Annotated in this window: 13 protein-coding genes, 1 rRNA gene and 1 pseudogene; 5 read left to right on the forward strand and 10 right to left on the reverse strand. The window is 59.6% G+C overall.

The window, feature by feature from the left end:
* Positions 1 to 28: 28 nt before the first annotated feature.
* Positions 29 to 144, forward strand: a 5S ribosomal RNA gene (gene rrf / locus AC3WMT_RS27235).
* A gap of 80 nt (positions 145 to 224) precedes the next feature.
* Here rrf and AC3WMT_RS27240 read toward each other — a convergent pair.
* The 4 genes from AC3WMT_RS27240 to AC3WMT_RS27255 form a co-directional block, all read right to left on the reverse strand.
* Positions 225 to 1403, reverse strand: a complete 1179-nt coding sequence (locus AC3WMT_RS27240) for a PepSY-associated TM helix domain-containing protein (protein WP_103306841.1) — start codon at positions 1401 to 1403, stop codon at positions 225 to 227.
* Between the two features lie 77 nt (positions 1404 to 1480).
* Entirely contained in the window at positions 1481 to 3985 is a 2505-nt protein-coding gene (locus AC3WMT_RS27245) for a TonB-dependent siderophore receptor (RefSeq protein ID WP_103306842.1), read from the reverse strand.
* An 87-nt stretch (positions 3986 to 4072) separates the two neighbouring features.
* Positions 4073 to 5074, reverse strand: coding sequence for a FecR domain-containing protein (locus AC3WMT_RS27250; RefSeq protein WP_103306843.1), 1002 nt, complete (start codon positions 5072 to 5074; stop codon positions 4073 to 4075).
* Positions 5074 to 5574 (reverse strand): sigma-70 family RNA polymerase sigma factor, encoded by a 501-nt coding sequence (locus AC3WMT_RS27255; RefSeq protein ID WP_103306844.1) that lies wholly within the window; start codon positions 5572 to 5574, stop codon positions 5074 to 5076. Before AC3WMT_RS27255 ends, AC3WMT_RS27250 begins: the two co-directional genes overlap by 1 nt.
* A 329-nt stretch (positions 5575 to 5903) precedes the next feature.
* Between AC3WMT_RS27255 and AC3WMT_RS27260 the strand changes: the two are divergent.
* Together AC3WMT_RS27260 and AC3WMT_RS27265 are read left to right on the forward strand one after the other, a co-directional pair.
* Positions 5904 to 6929, forward strand: a pseudogene (locus tag AC3WMT_RS27260) (HAMP domain-containing protein); the annotation flags it as partial.
* A gap of 69 nt (positions 6930 to 6998) precedes the next feature.
* Positions 6999 to 7784: a methyl-accepting chemotaxis protein gene (locus AC3WMT_RS27265; RefSeq protein ID WP_371857642.1), complete on the forward strand. Its 786-nt coding sequence runs from the start codon at positions 6999 to 7001 to the stop codon at positions 7782 to 7784.
* A 135-nt stretch (positions 7785 to 7919) separates the two neighbouring features.
* Here AC3WMT_RS27265 and AC3WMT_RS27270 read toward each other — a convergent pair whose 3' ends face one another.
* From AC3WMT_RS27270 to AC3WMT_RS27290, 5 genes are all read right to left on the reverse strand, one after another.
* On the reverse strand, positions 7920 to 8387 hold the full coding sequence (locus AC3WMT_RS27270) for an SRPBCC family protein (protein ID WP_103306846.1): 468 nt from the start codon (positions 8385 to 8387) through the stop codon (positions 7920 to 7922).
* 22 nt (positions 8388 to 8409) lie between these two features.
* Positions 8410 to 11805: a non-ribosomal peptide synthetase gene (locus tag AC3WMT_RS27275; RefSeq protein ID WP_103306847.1), complete on the reverse strand. Its 3396-nt coding sequence runs from the start codon at positions 11803 to 11805 to the stop codon at positions 8410 to 8412.
* Positions 11806 to 11818: 13 nt separating this feature from the next.
* Positions 11819 to 12748 (reverse strand): diiron oxygenase, encoded by a 930-nt coding sequence (locus AC3WMT_RS27280; protein ID WP_103306848.1) that lies wholly within the window; start codon positions 12746 to 12748, stop codon positions 11819 to 11821.
* Positions 12745 to 13521: a DUF3050 domain-containing protein gene (locus tag AC3WMT_RS27285; protein ID WP_103306849.1), complete on the reverse strand. Its 777-nt coding sequence runs from the start codon at positions 13519 to 13521 to the stop codon at positions 12745 to 12747. The genes AC3WMT_RS27280 and AC3WMT_RS27285 overlap by 4 nt, the downstream gene beginning before the upstream one ends.
* Positions 13522 to 14292: 771 nt before the next feature.
* Complete coding sequence (locus AC3WMT_RS27290) at positions 14293 to 15003, reverse strand: GntR family transcriptional regulator (protein ID WP_103306850.1); 711 nt, start codon at positions 15001 to 15003, stop codon at positions 14293 to 14295.
* A gap of 196 nt (positions 15004 to 15199) precedes the next feature.
* On the opposite strand from AC3WMT_RS27290, the gene lapG reads away from it, so the two are divergent.
* Positions 15200 to 15892, forward strand: coding sequence for a cysteine protease LapG (gene lapG / locus AC3WMT_RS27295; RefSeq protein ID WP_103306851.1), 693 nt, complete (start codon positions 15200 to 15202; stop codon positions 15890 to 15892).
* A 14-nt stretch (positions 15893 to 15906) separates the two neighbouring features.
* Positions 15907 to 17853, forward strand: coding sequence for a cyclic di-GMP receptor LapD (gene lapD, locus AC3WMT_RS27300; protein ID WP_103306852.1), 1947 nt, complete (start codon positions 15907 to 15909; stop codon positions 17851 to 17853).
* A gap of 135 nt (positions 17854 to 17988) precedes the next feature.
* Here lapD and AC3WMT_RS27305 read toward each other — a convergent pair whose 3' ends face one another.
* Positions 17989 to 18327, reverse strand: coding sequence for a tryptophan synthase subunit beta (locus AC3WMT_RS27305; protein ID WP_103306853.1), 339 nt, complete (start codon positions 18325 to 18327; stop codon positions 17989 to 17991).
* Positions 18328 to 18419: the final 92 nt, after the last annotated feature.

Consider the following 18419-nt stretch of genomic DNA (forward strand, 5'->3'; position numbering starts at 1 on the left):
ATCTGGTCACGACTCAGTACCCGAATTTCTTGACGACCATAGAGCGTTGGAACCACCTGATCCCATCCCGAACTCAGAAGTGAAACGATGCATCGCCGATGGTAGTGTGGGGTTTCCCCATGTGAGAGTAGGTCATCGTCAAGATTGAATTCCGAGACCCCTGTCTGCTAATCCAGACAGGGGTTTTCTCGTTTCAGGGCCTATCAAATCAAACGATCAAACGATCAAACGGCTTTACGTGCCTTGCTGATACGCCGCGCTTGCCACTTGCGCCACCAGATGTAGACGCCCGTCACTGACAATGTCGCAATCAAGATACCTAATACCGCGATCATTACTTGCCCAGTGAAACCAATGATCCGTCCCCCATGTATCGGCAGCTGCAACCGATAGAACCGCTCTCCCAACGTTCCCTGTCCCGCGATTTCCTGCCCTAATAATCGCCCGTCCGTACCATGGAAGAACAACCAGGATTTGCCATGGGCCTCGGTGTCATGTTGTCCGAACCCTGCACCGTAAAAGTTGTACTCAAAGCTGTAATACAACTCCCCGATCGCCGCTGTCAGCCCCAACCTTTTCCCCTCCTGCAATGCCCTGTCGTAAGCCTGTTGATAACTCAGTTGAGTCACTCCCAATTCCGAGGGAGGCATTCGTCCTCGAGCTTCATAGACGCTCGGTTCAACTGCTGAAAACAACGACACTGCGGGCTTGAACACCTGACTCGGCAAGTTCATGGCCACGCTGCTGATCGCGATCGGCAGCAACAACAGCCATAGCCATAGTCCCCCGGCTCGGTGCAGATCGAAGTTGAGACGATAGGCATGCCCGCCTTTCACCTTCCAGGCGGTCGACCACTTCTTCCAGAACGGCTTTCCACGCGGCAATGTCAGCCACAGCGCCACAAAACAATCGATCACCCAGGCAATGGCGACCAGCCCCATCAACAGCAATCCCCAGTTACCCGGCAACGTCAGGTTGTAGTGGAATTCGAGAATGAACGGGACAAAGTTCTCTCGCGCAAAGCAACACTCTCCCCAGTAACGCTGCCCCTTCTGCTCGGCACTGACCGGGTCCAGATAGAACACCTGATTACGCTCATCGAACGGCTTGCCGGTCGCCGGATCATTGCGTGGAACTGCTGCCAGCAACGCCGTATGCCCGACCTCATGCGGGTACTCCATGTACCAGACCTGCAGTTTCGGATGAGCCGTTTGCACCGCATCCACCAGCGCCCCCGGTGCCAGTCGCTCACCCTCGGCAGACGCCGCATAAAACTGCGGGTTCAACCACTCATCCAGCTCATGATTGAACGCCAGAATGCTTCCCGTGATCCCGGCCAGCAGCAGAAACACTGCTGTGGCCAATCCGATATAGCGATGCAACAAAACCAGAAATGCGCGCACGAAAAATTTCCCCACAGAGACGACAAAGCCAGCCCCTGAAGGTCAGGGGCTGGCTTTTTTATGCACAAGGCAATGGTTTAGAACTGGTAGCTGACGGTCGCGGTGACGTTGCGCTCTTCACCCATGTAACAGAAGTTCAGACTGGCGCAGGAAGCCACGTAGGACTCGTTTGTCAGATTGTTTGCGTTGAGACGTACGTCAACGCCCTTCAAGCCGACTTTGCCCAAGTCATAGCCGATCGATGCGTCGAATAAGGTGTAGGACGGCACCTTCAAGGTGTTTTCGGCATCTGCCCAGCTATAGCCGACATAACGCACACCGCCGCCTAAACGAAGGCCATCCAGTGCTGCGCTGTCGAACTTGTAGTCGGCCCACAATGAGGCCATATGACGCGGCGCTTGGGTCGGCGAATTGCCTTTGTTCTCGATCACGTCGGTCGCCGTGCTCAGGGTGCTGACCATCGACTTCGAGTATTCGATATCGGTGAAGGTATAGCTGCCGAGTAACTTCAGGTTATCGGTCAACTGCATGTGCGCTTCCAGTTCCAGCCCCTGAGAGCGAACAGCGCCTACAGCGCGATAGAAGTTTTCCTGCGGCAGTTTGGTCGCCAGGTTTTCCTGATCGATGCGGAACAGCGACGCAGTGAACAGGTTATCGGTGCCTGGTGGCTGATACTTCAGGCCGACTTCCCATTGGGTGCCATCGGTTGGAGCCAGCGGGTTGCCCGCGCTGTCAGCATAGGAATTGGGGTTGAACGACTCGGAGTAGCTGATATACGGCGCCAGGCCGTTATCGAACAGATACAGCGCGCCCGCACGCCCTGTCAGCTTGGTGCGTCGGTCGTTGATTTCGGTGCCCAGCGAACGCCCGGCTTCGGCGATGCGATTTTCGTCAGAGGTCTCGACCCAGTCCTGACGCAGACCCAGCGAGAAGCGCCACTTGTCCATCTCGATCAGGTCTTGCAGGTAAACGCCGGTCTGCTCCAGGCGACGCAGGTAGCTGGTCTCACCGTACATGTCGATCGCCGAGTTGCCATAAACCGGGTTAAACGCGTTGATCGGCGCGAGGCCGCCGCTGGCCCAGTCGACCACGGTCTTGCGTCGCTGATAATCCGCACCCATCAGTACCGTGTGCTTGGTCGCGCCGGTGAAGAATTCGGCCTGGAGCATGTTGTCGACGATAAACGCATGCAAGCGCTCGTCACCACCTGTGTAGTAGCGGTTCAGCTCGTTGCTGGTCGGCGTGGTCCAGCCATAGGCGTAGACCTGATCCATGTTTACTTTCGAGTCGAGGTAACGGAAATTCTGGCGTGCGGTGAAGACATCGTTGAAGCGGTGTTCGAACTGATAACCGAACGACTGCTGATCGCGCGAGTAGCCATCGATTCCCGGCTCGCCTTCGAAGAAGTTTGGAGAGATCCGCTGGCCATTGTGCTGATGGATCGTGCCGTCAGCCGGTACGCCACCGTGGTAGCCGCCATCCGGGTCATGTTGCAGATACGCCTGTAGTGTCAGCGAAGTGTCCTCGCTGAAATCAATGCTGAGGGTCGGTGCGAGGGCGAAGCGTTTTTCCTTGTTGTGGTCGAATTGCGTGTCGGACTGATCGGTCAAACCGGTCAGACGATAGGCGATGCGCTTGTCGTCATCGACCGGACCGCTGAAGTCGAAACCGACCCCGCGCTGGCCCTGAGTGCCGATCGTGGCTTGAACCTGATGGTAGGCCTCATACAGCGGTTTTTTGCTGGTCAGTGCCACCAGACCGCCCGGCGAACTGCGTCCATACAGCACCGACGACGGACCTTTGAGAATGTCCACGCGCTCAAGAAAATACGGATCCACCTGCATGGTGCTGTAGGTGCCGCTGTCGCCCATCGACTTGAGGCCATCGAGGTAGATGTTATCCACCGAGCCGTCGTTGAAACCGCGCATCGCCACGTAGTCATAGCGGTGCGTGGCGCCGTACGGGTTGGTGAGCACGCCCGGTGTGTAGCGCATCGCTTGCGAGACGGTTTGCGAGCCCTGGTCGTCCATTTGCTCACGAGTGACCACGGACACGCTTTGCGAGGTTTCCAGCAGCGCCGTGCTGGTTTTGGTGGCGATCTGGCTGTGGGTCGCGTTGTAGCCGTCCATGCTGCCCAGCGCGTTGCCGAGGGCGAAGCCTTTGATGTCCGTGGTCGGCAGGGCCAGTGCTTCGGTTTCGGCTACCGGACGCAGTACATAACTGCTGCCATCCTGGCTGACCGCTTCCAGACCCGAACCGCCGAGCAAATGGCTCAGTGCCTGATCGGTGGAATACTCACCCTGTACGCCCGGAGATTGGCGACCCTGGGTCTGCTGTGGCGTCATCGCCAAGGTGATGCCGGCCTGACGCGCAAACTGATTCAACGCTTCACCCAAAGGTCCGGAGGCGACGTTGTAGCGATGGCTGACTTCTTCGGCACTGATACCCACTGCCAGGCTAACGCTCGGCAGTATCCCAACACCCAATGCGGTGGAAATCAGCGCAGCCCGAACGGCATGGCGCAACAGGCCCGATTCGGCAGTGAAATACAGAGGGTTCTTACAGGTAGCGCGGACAGTCATTGTGGGTTTCCGTAGGAAGTCGCGAAGGCTGAGTTGAAGTGCTTACTGACTAAGCCGGACTTGCTGCGAAAACCCGCCAAAATAATTTCAGGCTACACGTTCCAGGGTTACCCACCAGCGAGTGCGGTAGCGCAATTGCACCGGCAGGGTCTGCGGCAGGATGGCCAGCAGCTTGTCGGTGTCTTCCAGGCGGAACACACCGGACAAGCGCAAATCGGCCGCGTCCGACGCGCAGTTGAGAAAGCCCTGACGATAGCGACCGACCTCGCTCAGGAAATCCCCCAGACGCATATTGTGCGTGACGATCAAGCCATCGACCCAGGCGGCGACATCCATATCCACCGCCGGTGCCGGGCGCACTTGAAGGTGATCAATCAGATAACTCTGCCCGGCCAGTGCTTCGATCGAGCTGCCAGCGGCGTGAATGGCGACGCGCCCACTGGTGACGCTCAGTCGCGTGCAATCACTGTCCTGCCGCAGGATGAACCGCGCACCCTGCGGTTCATAAACACCATGGCGACTTTGTACGCGCAACGGTCGCTCGACCGATGCGCCTTGGTCCGAACCGCCACAGGTGACGATGATTTCGCCACGCGTCAGTTTTATAAGCCTTTGCTGCTCCGTGTAGTCCAGATCTACCGCACTGGCGGTGTTGAGTTCGATCCGCGTACCGTCCGGTAACTGGAAGCCGCGCCGCTCGCCGGTCGCTGTAGCGTAATCGGCGCTCCACTGCTGCCATGCGGCGGTGTCCTTGGCCAGCCATGCCGCCGAGCCCATCAACAGCGCCCCCGACAACAGCTTCAAGGCCTGTCGGCGACCCAACCCCTGCGCACTGTTTTCCAGCGTATTGAACGCCACTTGTGCGCCGGGCACTGTGCGCAGGTTGTTGCTCAGCTCGGCTTGCAGCGACTGCACCCGTTGCCACGCCAATTCATGCTCATGATGTTCGGCACGCCACTGTTCGCACTGACGGTTCAACTGCGAGTTGCCGTGGTTGTTGCGCAGGCGCAGCAGCCAGTGAATGGCCTGTTTGACCACTTGCGGTTGCGGCTCGGCACGGCGCCCGAGGGAGAAATTATCCGAAGGCATCAGCTTTCGTACCGCAACACATAGCAGTGATACAGCGCATCGGCGACGTAGCGCTCCACCGAACGCAGAGACAAGCCCATGTGCTCGGCGATCTGCTTATGGGTCAATCCTTCGCACTGCGCCAGCAGAAATGCCTGACGCACTTTCGGCTTCAGTCCTTCAAGCATGCGCGCGATGTTCTCCAGCAATTCGATGACCAGCGCCCGGGCTTCGGCACTCGGCGTTTCGGCTTCAGGCAGATGGGCGATGGTTTCCAGATAGGCGCGTTCGATTTCTTCACGGCGCCAATGGTCGATTACCAGACCCCGAGCGATGGTACGCAGGAAGGCGCGGGGTGCCTTGAGTTCGAGGCGTTCGGTACGTTGCAGCAGGCGCACGAACGTGTCCTGCGCCAGATCTGCCGCATCGGCGGCGTTGCCCAACCGAGCGCGCAACCAAGCGTTGAGCCAGCCGTGATGACTACTGTAGAGCGCCTGTACTGCAAACTCAGGTGAGGACATGAACGCGACAGCCCGAACGTCACAAATGATAATTAGTCGCATTGTCATCAAGGGTTACAGAATTTGCAACTGCTGCTCAAACATCGCTCATAAAAAACTTCTCGGCGGGCGCTCTAGCACGCCGTTCGGCGGGAATCTGCCATAAATGCCATCGATTTCCTTCACAACCCTAAGATTTCTGCGAATGGTGCCGACAGACTGGTGAGACATGCGTGCACCAAAGTAGAGCGGCCATCAGAACGCTGCCTGCCAGCTATTGGACATTTGGAGCTACATGGAATGTTGCATCCCCGAACGCATCCCCACTTTTGCATAAGAAGTCCCATGAAATGAATCTCAAGTTCAGCCATAAAATCCTGTTGGCCGCCTCGGGCGTCGTGGTCCTGGCTTTCGCTTTGTTCACCCTCTACAACGACTATCTGCAGCGAAATACCATCCGCCAGAATCTGCAGTCGTCTGTACAGCAGGCCGGCGACCTGACCGCCAGCAGCGTGCAGAACTGGATGAGCGGGCGGATTCTGGTGCTGGAAAATCTCGCGCAGAACGTTGCCCACCAGGGTAAGGACGCCGATTTCCCGGGACTGGTTGATCAACCGGCCTTCACTTCGAACTTCCAGTTCACCTACGTCGGCCAGGCCAACGGTGTATTCACCCAGCGCCCTGATGCGAAGATGCCGGACGGTTACGACCCGCGTCAGCGTCCTTGGTACAAGCAAGCGGTCGCCGCCGACAAAACCATGCTGACGCCGCCTTACATGGCCGCCGTCGGTGGTTTGGTGGTGACCATCGCCATGCCGGTGAAAAAGAACGGCGAACTGCTCGGTGTGGTCGGCGGTGACCTGAGCCTGGAAACCCTGGTGAAGATCATCAACTCGGTGGACTTCGGTGGCCTCGGCCATGCATTCCTGGTCAGCGGCGACGGTCAGGTGATCGTCAGCCCGGACAAAGATCAGGTGATGAAGAACCTGAAGGACATCTATCCGAACGCCAACGTGCGCATCGAGAAGGGCAATCAGAACGTGGTGCTCAACGGTCAGGAGCGCATCCTGTCGTTCACCCCGGTCACCGGTCTGCCGAATGCCGAGTGGTACATCGGTCTGTCGATTGATCGCGATAAAGCCTACGCCGCACTGAGCCAGTTCCGTACCTCGGCGCTGATCGCGATGTTCGTGGCGGTAGGCGCCATTGCCGTGTTCCTGAGTCTGTTGATCACTGTGTTGATGCGTCCCCTGATCACCATGGGCCGCGCGATGCAGGACATCGCTCAGGGCGAAGGCGATCTGACTCGTCGTCTGGTCGTGGAAAGCAAAGACGAATTCGGTGAACTGGGCAGCTCGTTCAACCAGTTCGTAGAACGGATTCATGCGTCGATTTCCGAAGTGTCGTCGGCAACCCGTCAGGTCCATGACCTGTCGCAACGCGTGATGGCCTCGTCCAACGCCTCCATCGTCGGCTCCGACGAGCAAAGTGCGCGCACCAACAGCGTCGCCGCCGCGATCAATGAACTGGGCGCCGCCACGCAGGAAATCGCCCGCAACGCCGCCGACGCATCGCAACACGCCAGTGGCGCCAGCGAGCAAGCCGATGACGGCCGTCAGGTGGTTGAGCAAACCATTCTGGCGATGACCGAGCTGTCGCAGAAGATCAGCCTGTCGTGCACCCAGATCGAAACCCTGAATGCCAGCACCGACAACATCGGCCACATCCTCGATGTGATCAAAGGCATCTCGCAGCAAACCAACCTGTTGGCGCTCAACGCGGCCATCGAAGCGGCGCGTGCCGGTGAAGCGGGTCGTGGTTTTGCGGTGGTGGCGGACGAGGTGCGTAACCTTGCTCACCGCACCCAGGAATCGGCGGAAGAGATCCACAAGATGATCACTTCGTTGCAGGTCGGTTCGCGTGAAGCGGTCAGCACCATGAACGCTAGCCAGGCGTCCAGCGAGCAGAGCGTTGAAGTGGCCAACCAGGCCGGTTTGCGTCTGGTCAGCGTGACCCAGCGCATTGGCGAAATCGACGGCATGAACCAGTCGGTCGCTGCCGCAACGGAAGAGCAGACGGCGGTGGTGGAAACCCTCAACGTCGACGTCAACCAGATCAACTTGTTGAACCAGCAGAGCGTGGCCAACCTCAACGAGACGTTGAAGGATTGTGATGCGTTGTCGCAGCAGGCCAATCGCCTGAAGCAGTTGGTCGACAGCTTCAAGATCTGACCGCGTTATCGTTCATCGCGGGCAAGCCCGCTCCCACAGGATTTCTGGCGAACACAGCATGCGTGACCGACCTGGAACCTGTGGGAGCTGGCTTGCCAGCGATAGCGGTGGTGCAATCACCGCTGAACTAAAGCTTTAAACAAACAGCTTTAAAACATTCCCCATCGCATCATCGGCAAACTCCTGCACGAAGTCCTTGAACCCCGGCAGCGCCTCCTCGCCGCCAGAAGCCGGTTCGGCAATAATCGTCCAGGTCGCCCGCGACTTCCCCGCCCCCAGCGATTCGACATTCATCGCCGCCCACAGATTGGCCACGCCCAAGGTGTTGTAGATCGTTGTCCAGGTCATGCTCCGCGCCTGCTCGTCGCGGGAGTTGAGTTGCTCGACCACCACGTTGCCATCCTTGAAAAATTTCTTGCGTAGCGAGGACACGCCCTCGCCGGTGATTTCGATGTGCGACAGCGCCGGAATGAACTGGTCGAAGCCGCCGAAGTTGCCGACCACCGCCCAGACCTGCGCCGCCTCCGCCGGCACGTCTACCGAAGAAACCACGTGGCAGCCGTGAGGGTTTTTGATCAGGGTGTCCGGTTGCAGAGTGCTCATGGTGTTGCTCCTTTTGGATGAACTAGATGAAGTTGATTTCTTTCAGGTAATCGCAGCCGCGACGCAGCAGCGCCGGGGATTTCTGCGGGTAGTGCGCGCCCATCTGCTGCACGCCGGCTTGCGCATTGGCGTGACCGATGAGGGAGATGTCGCCGATGTCTTCCTCGAAGCCGTTGAGGTAGAAACCGAGCACGCCGAACAGCGCGTTGTCGGCATCGACTCGCCCGAGCTGTTGCTGCCAGTCGGCGACGCTGACCAGCGAGAATTCGCTGCCGGTTTCGCGGAACGAGGCGACATAGGCGTCCCAGCTCAAGGGCTCGGGGTTGTGTAGGTTGAACACCGCCCGCTCGGGCGAATAACGGCTGGCATGGAAAGCGATGAAACGGGCGAGAAAGTCCACCGGCATCAGGTCGAAATTCAACGCGAAGGCCGGCACCTGACCGAGCTGGATCGAGCCTTTGAGCATCAGCATCAAACGGTTTTTGTGCGGCTGGCAGACGCCACTGAGGCTGTTGAAGCTGATGTTGCCGGGGCGATACAGGTTGACGCGCACACCGCGTTCGCGCGCCCGTTCAAGGATGCGCTCGCCCACCCATTTCGACAGGTTGTAGCCGTTTCGAATGTAGATCGGTGGCGTCGTTGCAGCGGGCAATTCCAGCACGCGACCCTCGGCGTCAACGGTGCTTGAAGCCGACAGCGTCGAGACGAAATTGAAGACCTTTTTGCTGCGCCCTTCGCACAGGCGCAGCAGTTCGAAAATCGGCTCGACGTTGTCCGCTGCCAACGACTCGTAATCGAGGACGTGATTGACGTTGGCGGCGTTGTGCACCAGTGCGCCGAACTCGCGATCCAGCCGCTGATAATCGCCGTCAGTCAGCCCCAGTTGCGGGCGGCAGATGTCAGCCGCGTAAACCCGCACCCGACTCAGGTCCAGATGTTCGAGGCGGTTCTCGCGCAACGCCTGGGCGAAGCGTTGCGCCGCCGTTTGCCCACCACCGTCGCGCACCAGACACGCCACTTCGCTGGCGCCCCAACCGAGCAGCGCCTCGACGATGTGCACGCCGACAAAGCTGTTGGCACCCGTGACAATCACCTTGTGCACATCGCCCATGCGACTGATCGGCAGCGGCTCGATATCCAGCGTGCGTTCGGCGTCGGCCATGGCCTGGGCGCTGAGCACGGCGCTGTCATCGGTACCGCGCACCAGGGTCGCGAGTTTGATGATGGTCGGCAGTTCGATGAAGCGATTGATCGAGATACTGCGGCCGAACTCTTCACGCAGGCGCAGCAACATCCGCGACAGCAGAATCGAGTGACCACCGAGATTGAAGAAACTTTCGTCGGTGGAAATGTCGCTGGTCGGCAGCTCCAGCAACTCGGCCCAGATCTGCAGCAGCAGCGCTTCGTCCTCGTTTGCCGGCAGGCATTTCGGCCCGCTGTCCTGCACGCTTACCGGCAATGCCAGCAGCGCTTTTCGGTCGACTTTGCCGTTGCTGGCGAATGGCAGGTGCGGCAATTCAGTCCACGCTACCGGCTGCATGTAGTCCGGCAAAAATTGCTGGGCGTGGGCTTTCAGCGCATCGCGGGCAGCGTCCGATTGCGGCCGGGCGAGGAACGCCAGAATCCGTCGCTGACTATCGATCACCACGGCGATTTGCCGGTACAGCTGGCTCTCGCGCAGGCAGCGTTCGATCTCTTCCGGCTCGACCCGGAAACCGCGGATCTTCACCTGATTGTCGCGCCGCCCGCACAGCTCGATGCCGTGCTCGCCCCACTTGGCCATGTCGCCACTGCGGTAGGCGCGCAGCTGTTGGCCGTCCGGCAGATTCAACGTCAGATAGCGCTCGGCAGTCTGCTGTGGATTGTTCAGATAGCCGAGGCAGACACCGGGGCCGACGATGAACAATTCGCCGACGGTGTGCTGCGTCACCGGTTGCAGGTCGTCATCGAGAATCAGCACCTGGCTGTTGGCGATCGGCGCGCCGAGGCTGCGGTTGCTGTCGCCGGGTTTCAGTTGTCGGGCGGTGATCAGCACCGTGGCTTCCGTGGGGCCATAGAGGTTGTGCAGTTTGCCTTGTCGGGTCAGTTGCTCGATGACGAACGGTTCGCAAACATCGCCGCCGGTCATCAGCTGTTGCACGCCTTGCAGTTGCTCCAGCGGCAGGATGCTCAACAGTGCCGGCGGCAAGAAGGCATGGGTCAACTGTCGGCGGCGGATCAGCGCCACCAGTTGCAGTGGATCGCGCCGCTGCGTGTCGTCGGGTACCACCAGTTCGGCGCCTGTGAGCAGGGTCGGGAAGATGTCGATCAGTGACGAATCGAAGCTCAGCGAAGAGAACTGCAACACCCGACTCTCAGCGTGCAACTGCACGTAGTCGGCGTACCACGCGGTGAAGTGCGCAAGGTTGGTCTGGCTGAGCAGCACTCCTTTTGGATGCCCGGTGGTGCCCGAGGTGTAGAGCGCCATGCACGGCGCATCGAGTTCGGGGCGCTGGCGCATCAACGGTTGCGAAAGGTCGGCATCGAGGCTGTCGATGCGGCTGACATCCAGCCCCGGGATCGACTCGCTGAGCGGATGCGAACCGTCGTGCAGCAACAGCAACGCGCCGGCGTTTTGCAGGATGTATTGCTGGCGCTGCAACGGATGGCTCGGTTCCAGCGGCAGATATACCGCACCGCTGCCGAGGATCGCCAGAATCGAGGCGAACAGCGCCGGGCTTTTCGGCAGGCAGATGCCGACGACCCAGGGTTGCGGATGCTGGTCGAGCAGGGGCTGCAAGCGCTGTTGAATCGCCCGACTGTGCGCATGCAACTGGCGATAGCTGATCGACTGCTCGGCGAGGTGCAGCGCTGGACGATCAGCATGACGGATCAGGCTCTGTTGCAGACGCTCGATCAGTGGAATCTGCGCTTGTTGCAGCAGTGGCACATTCGTCGTGTCGTTGAGGCGATGGACGTAAGCCAGGCTGTCGAGGAACAGCAGGTTTTCCATCCGTTCGAAATCCGGCGCAGTCACCGCCGCGGCTTGCTGAAAATATTCCGGGTCGCGGGAATAGCGGCTGACCAGCAACGACACTTCGTCCACCACTTGCGCCAGCACTCTTTGCCGCAGTGCCTGGCCGTTGCCGGACGGCTCATCGGCAATCGGCACGCGGCTGATCAGTGACGAACCCAGGAAGCACAGCAGGTCGAGTGACGGCAGACCGGCAAGGCTTTGCGCCCCGACACCCAAACGCAGATGCAGGTGGGGGATGGCGCAGAAATCGCCGGCGCCGATGAAGCCGTCGTCGATGATCAAATCCATCGTCGGTTGCGCGGCGCCGCTACGCGCCAATGAATGACCGTGTTGTTCAAGTTCATGCGCCAGGTCGGTCATGGCCTGGCTGACGCCATTCAGCAAAATGTCGAGACGTTTCATGTCGGCCTCCTCATCAAACCAGGTAATCGCGCAGGGCGTGCTGCACGCACGGTGTGTCGAGCAGCGAACTGCTGTGGAAGAACTTGACGATGTTGCCCACCAGCGGATGGTGGCGATTGATCGGGAAGGCCAGTCCGGTCATTTCCTCCTTCAGCGAATGGCGTGTGGCCTCGCTGACCGGCAGGGCATCGATCAGGCGCAGGTCGAAGGCTTTCTGGATGTCGTTGGTCAGGTAATGGCCGATGAACACCGGCAGGATCTGCGCAATGGCTTCGCGATCCGCTGTGCTTGCGGTGTGCCAATAGATGCGCACCATCCGCGCCCAGAAGCTCGAATGGCGGCCCTCATCGAGCAAGTGGTCGGCCATCAGGCCCTTGATCGACGGCTTGACCGTGTCGTCCCGGGCGAACGCCGCGACATCGCCGGTCACGGTGTTCTCGGCGATGGCCACGCAGATCAGCTCGACGGCGCTGCGCAGGTGTTCCGGTGCCAATGCAATTGCGGCGGGGATGGCCCGGCTCAGCTCGATTTCGCCGGGCAGTTCGATTGGCTCGATGCCGGTCATGGCCACCGTTTGCTGCATGAAATCCATGGCCACCAGCGCGTGGTAGTCCTCGTCGACCACCACGGTCATCGCGTCGTAACGGCAAGCGAAAGGGAACGCCACGGCGAAGCGGTTCTTGGCGATGCTGCGTGCGGTCTTGTCGACGATTTCAGTCTCGAAAATCACCACGTCATTGATGAACTTGTACAGCGTCTGCACCAGAGCGAAATCACGCTGCTGCGGGCACTCACGCAGGAAGGTGTCGCTGAGCACCAACGGTTGGCGACTGAGCGGATAGATCAGGCGTTCGTCGTTTTCCAGCATCCGCCGCGGGCGGGTACGGATGGTCGCGCGGCCTTCCCAGGCCTCGGCGAAGGATTGATAGTCGGCGGCGTTCATTGGGCCACCTCCGCCAATGGCTCGCGCATGCTCACCCGCAGGCCATCCCACAAGGCGATGCGGCTTTCCACGGCGGCGATGGCGCTGGCGTAGACCTCGGCTTCGCGCTGCGGATCGCCATCGACCAGACGCTCCAGCAGTTGCTCCGCCGCCGGACCGTGATCCTCGGAGTCGACCTCGATGTGCCGTTCCAGGTAATAGCGAAAGGTCGGCGCCTGTTCGATGCCGATGCCCCAGTCGTCGAGGATGCGCTGGAACATGGTCGGAATCACACTTTCGCGGCCATGCAGAAACGCGGCGGCAACGCTGTGCCCCGGTGCATGCAGGGCAATACGCAAGGTGTCGCGGACAAATTGCGCGGCGGCCGGGTCGACCTCGACGCTTTGCAGCGCTACGTCATAACTCACGCCTTCCTGCTGCAGCGCGACGAAGCGCTCCGCCGCCGCGGTGCTCGCACCGACTTCGCGCATCGCGTCCAGGTACAACTCGAAATGGCTGTAATGACCGTGGCTCAAGCGGTTGTCGGATTCCTCGCCGAGAACAATCTCGTTGATCAGTCGGGCTGCATGCGGATCACGCGGCGGCAGCCAAGGCAGGCGGGTGCAGGTCAGTTCCTGTTGCAAGCGCTTGGTCAGCGACATGAAATCCCACACGGCAAACACGTGGGTTTCCATGAAACGGCGCAAAACAGTCATTGAATCGATCTCGGCGAATATCGGGTGAGCGCTGAGTTCGGCTTTCTTCTGGGCGAGTTGTTGCTTTGTTGGAGACATGACGGGGCCTTTATCCTTGATATGAAATGGCTGTGTTATTTCAACTTCGCAATCAATGGAACAGCGGCTTGTTATTCTTTTTTCCAGGCGAGCGACGGCCGCATACAAATCATTGAAGTTGCATTAAATGTATGGGCGCTACTGCAGGGCGGCTCAGGCACTTTACTGCCCGTTGGTACCCTGGCCGTTGGCCGGTGCTTGCCTGGGTCTTGGAGTTCAAGCTCGGCGGAGAAAAACTAATACATCGCCAAACAACTTAACAAGTGTAATTTTGATTATTTTAAGTTGTCGTTTTTTCAAATATGAGAGTGTCCGATAAAACTATTTGAATAAGTTTTATTCGGGCGTAGTTGCTCCTTTCGGCTAATAAAGGCCAAAATCGAATAAACAGAGTGAATGCCTCACTCGAAGCAACTTTTTAATTAAAAGAATGAAGTTTTTTGAGGGGATGAAAGTTGGCCCGCAACGACGCCGATTCTTTCCTTTTCCCGTGACAAGGCTCCTTCCGTAGGTTCCTGTTGCGGGGACTGCGCCGGCGGTGCGGTGCGTCGCCCGTTCTTTTTTGGGTTGGCCGTTCAAGAGTGCGGGTAAATGGCCGCCACGGCTATTACCGATTTTTCATTGCAGGAGTGCAATTTCCGGGCTGATCGGCGCAGGGAGGGTAGAGCGAAGACGGGGATATGCCAGCGGATTCGTGGCTGTCGGCAGGAGGGATTTGTAAGCGGGTTATTCGCCGGGCAGACGCACTGGTCCGGGCCCGGCGTGTAGGGTTCAGCGCGCGGCTTTGCGCTGTTGTCCGGCGGGGCTTGCGAGATAGCGGGTGATAACCTCGACACCGCGATTGAGGTGTTGTTTGAGCAGTGCGACGGCGTGATCGATATCGCGCTCGATCACCGCTTGCAGCATGGCGCGGTGATCGTCCTGAGAGAGTTTGCCCAGGCCCATGGCTTCAAGGTTGAAGCGCAGGAAACGTTCTTCCTCGTTGAGTCCGTCTTCGACCAGGCGCAACAGGCGCTGGTTGGGGGCTTTGCAATACAGCGCCATGTGGAACAAGCGGTTGAGACGGCCGATTTCCGTGTAGTCGTGTTGCGTCTCGAGTTCTTCGATATAGCCGGCGGCGCGTGCATGATCGGCTGGCGTCAGCAGCGCGATGGACTGGCGCATGGCTTCGGTCTCGAGCAGGATCCGCAATTCGTAGGTTTCCGTGGCGTCGCCCTGAATCAACGGCGCAACCACGGCGCCTTTGTGTGCGGTAACGCTCAGCAGTTCCTGCGCTTCGAGCTGGCGCAAGGCTTCGCGCACGGGCATGCGACTGACACCGAACAGATCGGCCAGATCCTGCTGGCGCAGGGCGGTGCCGCACGGCAAACGACCATCGAGGATGGCAGCACGCAAGGTTTCTTCGATGATCGAGCGGGCCAGGTGCGCGGGAATCGGCCCATCGACTTTGATGCTCTGTAGCGGTTTGGGCTTCTGTGTCACGACTACGCACCCTGTAGGTCGGCGGAATTTGGATCCAAAGGACACTAGTGATTGCTCTACAAGTTGTCAAACCGTGTAAAGGTTGTGTGCCTGAAAACAGTTTAGCGCGCTGGCGATGATCTCATGGTGCCATTGTTTTTTAGCGGGCTAAGCTTCACCATCAAACGCTTTCCTTCCTGCCCCCCGGAAACCTGCTGTGGCGGTACGTTTCGCGATCCCCCGGACTCTGCGCTGGCTAGGCTGCGCACTGCTGCTGGCCAGCCTCATGCTGGGCGGCCTGCATGCCGATTGGGATTTTTCCGCCATCAGCCGCAAAGCCACGGCCCTCTATGGACCGCTGGGCGCCGGCCAGCAGCGGATCGACGCTTGGCAAAATCTGTTGGCCACGCAGAAACAAGTCAGCGAAATGGAAAAGCTCAAAGTGGTGAACCTGTTTTTCAACAAACAGATGCGCTACGTCGAGGACATCGACCTGTGGCACGAGGTCGACTATTGGGAAACCCCCATCGAAGCGCTGTGGAAGGGCGCCGGCGACTGCGAAGACTATGCGATCGCCAAATATTTCAGCCTGCGCCATCTCGGGGTTTCCAGTGACAAGCTGCGCATCACCTACGTCAAGGCCCTGCGCCAGAACCGCGCGCACATGGTGCTGACGTACTATGCCACTGCCGATGCGATGCCGTTGGTGCTCGACAGCCTGATCGATCCGATCCAGCCAGCCTCCCAGCGAACCGATTTGCTGCCGGTCTACTCTTTCAATGCTGAGGGTCTGTATCTGCCGGGGGCCAAGGGCAACAAAAAGGTTGGCGACACCAAACGCCTGTCGCGTTGGCAGGATGTGTTGAAGAAAATGCAGGCCGAAGGTTTTCCGGTCGAAACGATTAACTAGGAGCACGCGCTCAGATGTCTTTGTTCAAACAGCTGTTGATCGCTATCTGTCTGTTCCTGGTGGTCGCCTTCACCGGCAGCTTCATGGTCAGTCTGGAGAGCTCGCGCACCCAGTACGTCAACCAGTTGCGCTCCCACGCCCAGGACGCCGCCACGGCGCTGGCGTTGTCGCTGACGCCGAATATCGACGACCCGGCGATGGTGGAGTTGCTGGTCAGCTCGATCTTCGACAGCGGTTATTACGCGAGCATCCGTGTGGTCGATCTGAAGACTGACCAGACGATTGTCGAGCGCAACGGCATCCCGGCCGTCAGCAATGTGCCGGACTGGTTCGTCAAACTGATCGGTCTCGAACCTGCCGGTGGCGACGCGCTGGTCAGCCGTGGCTGGGAGCAGGCGGCGCGGGTCGAGGTGGTCAGCCATCCGATGTTCGCCGTGGCCAAACTGTGGCAGAGCGCGTTGGGCAGCCTTGGCTGGCTGCTGATCTGCGGCGCGGTAAGTGCGGTGCTCGGTGCGTTGTTGCTGCGCCGGCAATTGAAGCCGCTGGATTACATGGTCAAACAGTCCCACGCTATCGCCCGGCGCGAATTCCTCAGCCTGCCGGAATTGCCGCGCACCCCTGAGTTGCGTCGCGTGGTGCAAGCGATGAATCAGATGGTCGAGAAGCTCAAGGCGCTGTTCCAGGAGCAGGCCGAGCGCAGTGAAAAACTGCGCACCGAGTCCTATCAGGACAACCTTACCGGTCTGGCTAACCGGCGCTATTTCGAGATGCAGTTGAACAATCGGGTGAGCAACCCGGAGCAGGCCAGTTCTGGTTATCTGCTGCTGTTGCGGGTCAAGGATCTGGCCGGACTGAACCAGCGTCTCGGTGGTCAGCGCACCGACGAATTATTGAAAGCGGTCGGCGAGCAACTGTCGCGCGAATGCGCCAAATACCCGGAAACGCAAAACCTCGTCACCCGGATTCGCGGCGGTGAATTCGCCGTGCTGGCGCCGGGGCTGGTGCGCGAAGAAGCGCTGCAACTGGCGCAGAACCTCGACAGCGCGCTGGGCAGCTTGCACGCGACGGGCGCGACGGATGTGCCGGCGGTCGCCTCCATCGGCCTCGCGCCGTTCGCCCATGGCGACTCGCCGCAAGCCGTGCTGACCCTTGGCGATCAAGCGCTGGCGCAGGCCGAGGGGCAGGGCGAGCAGAACTGGGCGTGCATCGATCAGAGCCTGACGGCGGATGTCGGTGACGATCACCATGCCTGGCATCGCCTGCTGGATCAGGCGTTGAGTCAGCAACGTTTCGAGCTGTATTTCCAACCGGTGGTGGCCGCGCAGGACACGCAACTGGTGCTGCATTACAAAGTGCTGTCACGCTTGCTAGATGAGCAGGGCCAGACCATTCCGGCCGGGCGTTTCCTGCCATGGCTGGAGCGTTTCGGCTGGACCGCACGCCTGGATCGCCTGATGCTCGAACGTGTACTGGAGCAGATGAAAGCGCATGAGGATTCGCTGGCGCTGAATCTGTCCTCGGCGACCCTGGCCGATTCGCAGGCGCTGAACAAAGTCTTCGAGATCCTGCGCGCGCATTCCAACCTTGGCCCACGCCTGACCCTGGAAATCGGCGAAGAGCAATTGCCGGAGCAAGCGGTACTGGAGCAGTTGACCCGACGTCTGCGTGAGCTGGGTTTCTCGCTGAGCCTGCAACGCTTTGGCGGACGCTTCAGCATGATCGGCAACCTGGCGCGGTTGGGCCTGGCTTACCTGAAGATCGACGGCAGCTACATTCGCGCGATTGATCAGGAGAGCGACAAGCGTCTGTTCATCGAAGCGATCCAGCGCGCGGCCCACAGCATTGACCTGCCGCTGATTGCCGAGCGGGTCGAGACGGAAGGGGAATTGTCGGTGATTCGCGAGATGGGCTTGTATGGGGTTCAGGGGCAGTTGTTCGGTGAGCCCAAGCCCTGGAACTGATCGTTCCCACGCTCCGCGTGGGAATGCAGCCCGTGACGCTCTGCGTCACAAAGGTAGTTGAGCGGTGCGGCCGGAACGCAGAGCGTCCCTTGATGCATTCCCACGCGGAGCGTGGGAACGATCAGCCCTGGAACATCAGATCAACCCGGTCTCTTCATCATCAATCAACTGGCTCAACCCGCCCAACGCTTCCCGCGCTTGGGTACGGTCCATCAGCTTGGCCTGCGCTGCCGGCGGCAGGTCGGTGACGCGGATCACGCCTTTCTGGGTCAGCACCTGAATCAGGTCGTCGAGTACCCGAATCATTTCAAAGTCGCTCTGCTTGAGCTGTTTGAGGCTGTTTTCCACGGCTTCGTTGGCGTACCACGCCTGGATTTCGTGGTGGTCGGCCGGCAGCGTTTCCGTGGCCTCGGCGTATGCCGCAGCTTCCACGCGAATCAACTGGCCTTGCGCATCGCGTTGCACGTAAAACATTGAGCATCCCTCGGAAATGAACCAGCGTCATGCTGTCAGCAGCATAGCCAACTGCGCGCAAGTATGCGGTGCGGTGACGCAATCGTCACCGG

The organism is Pseudomonas sp. FW305-7 (assembly GCF_058786735.1).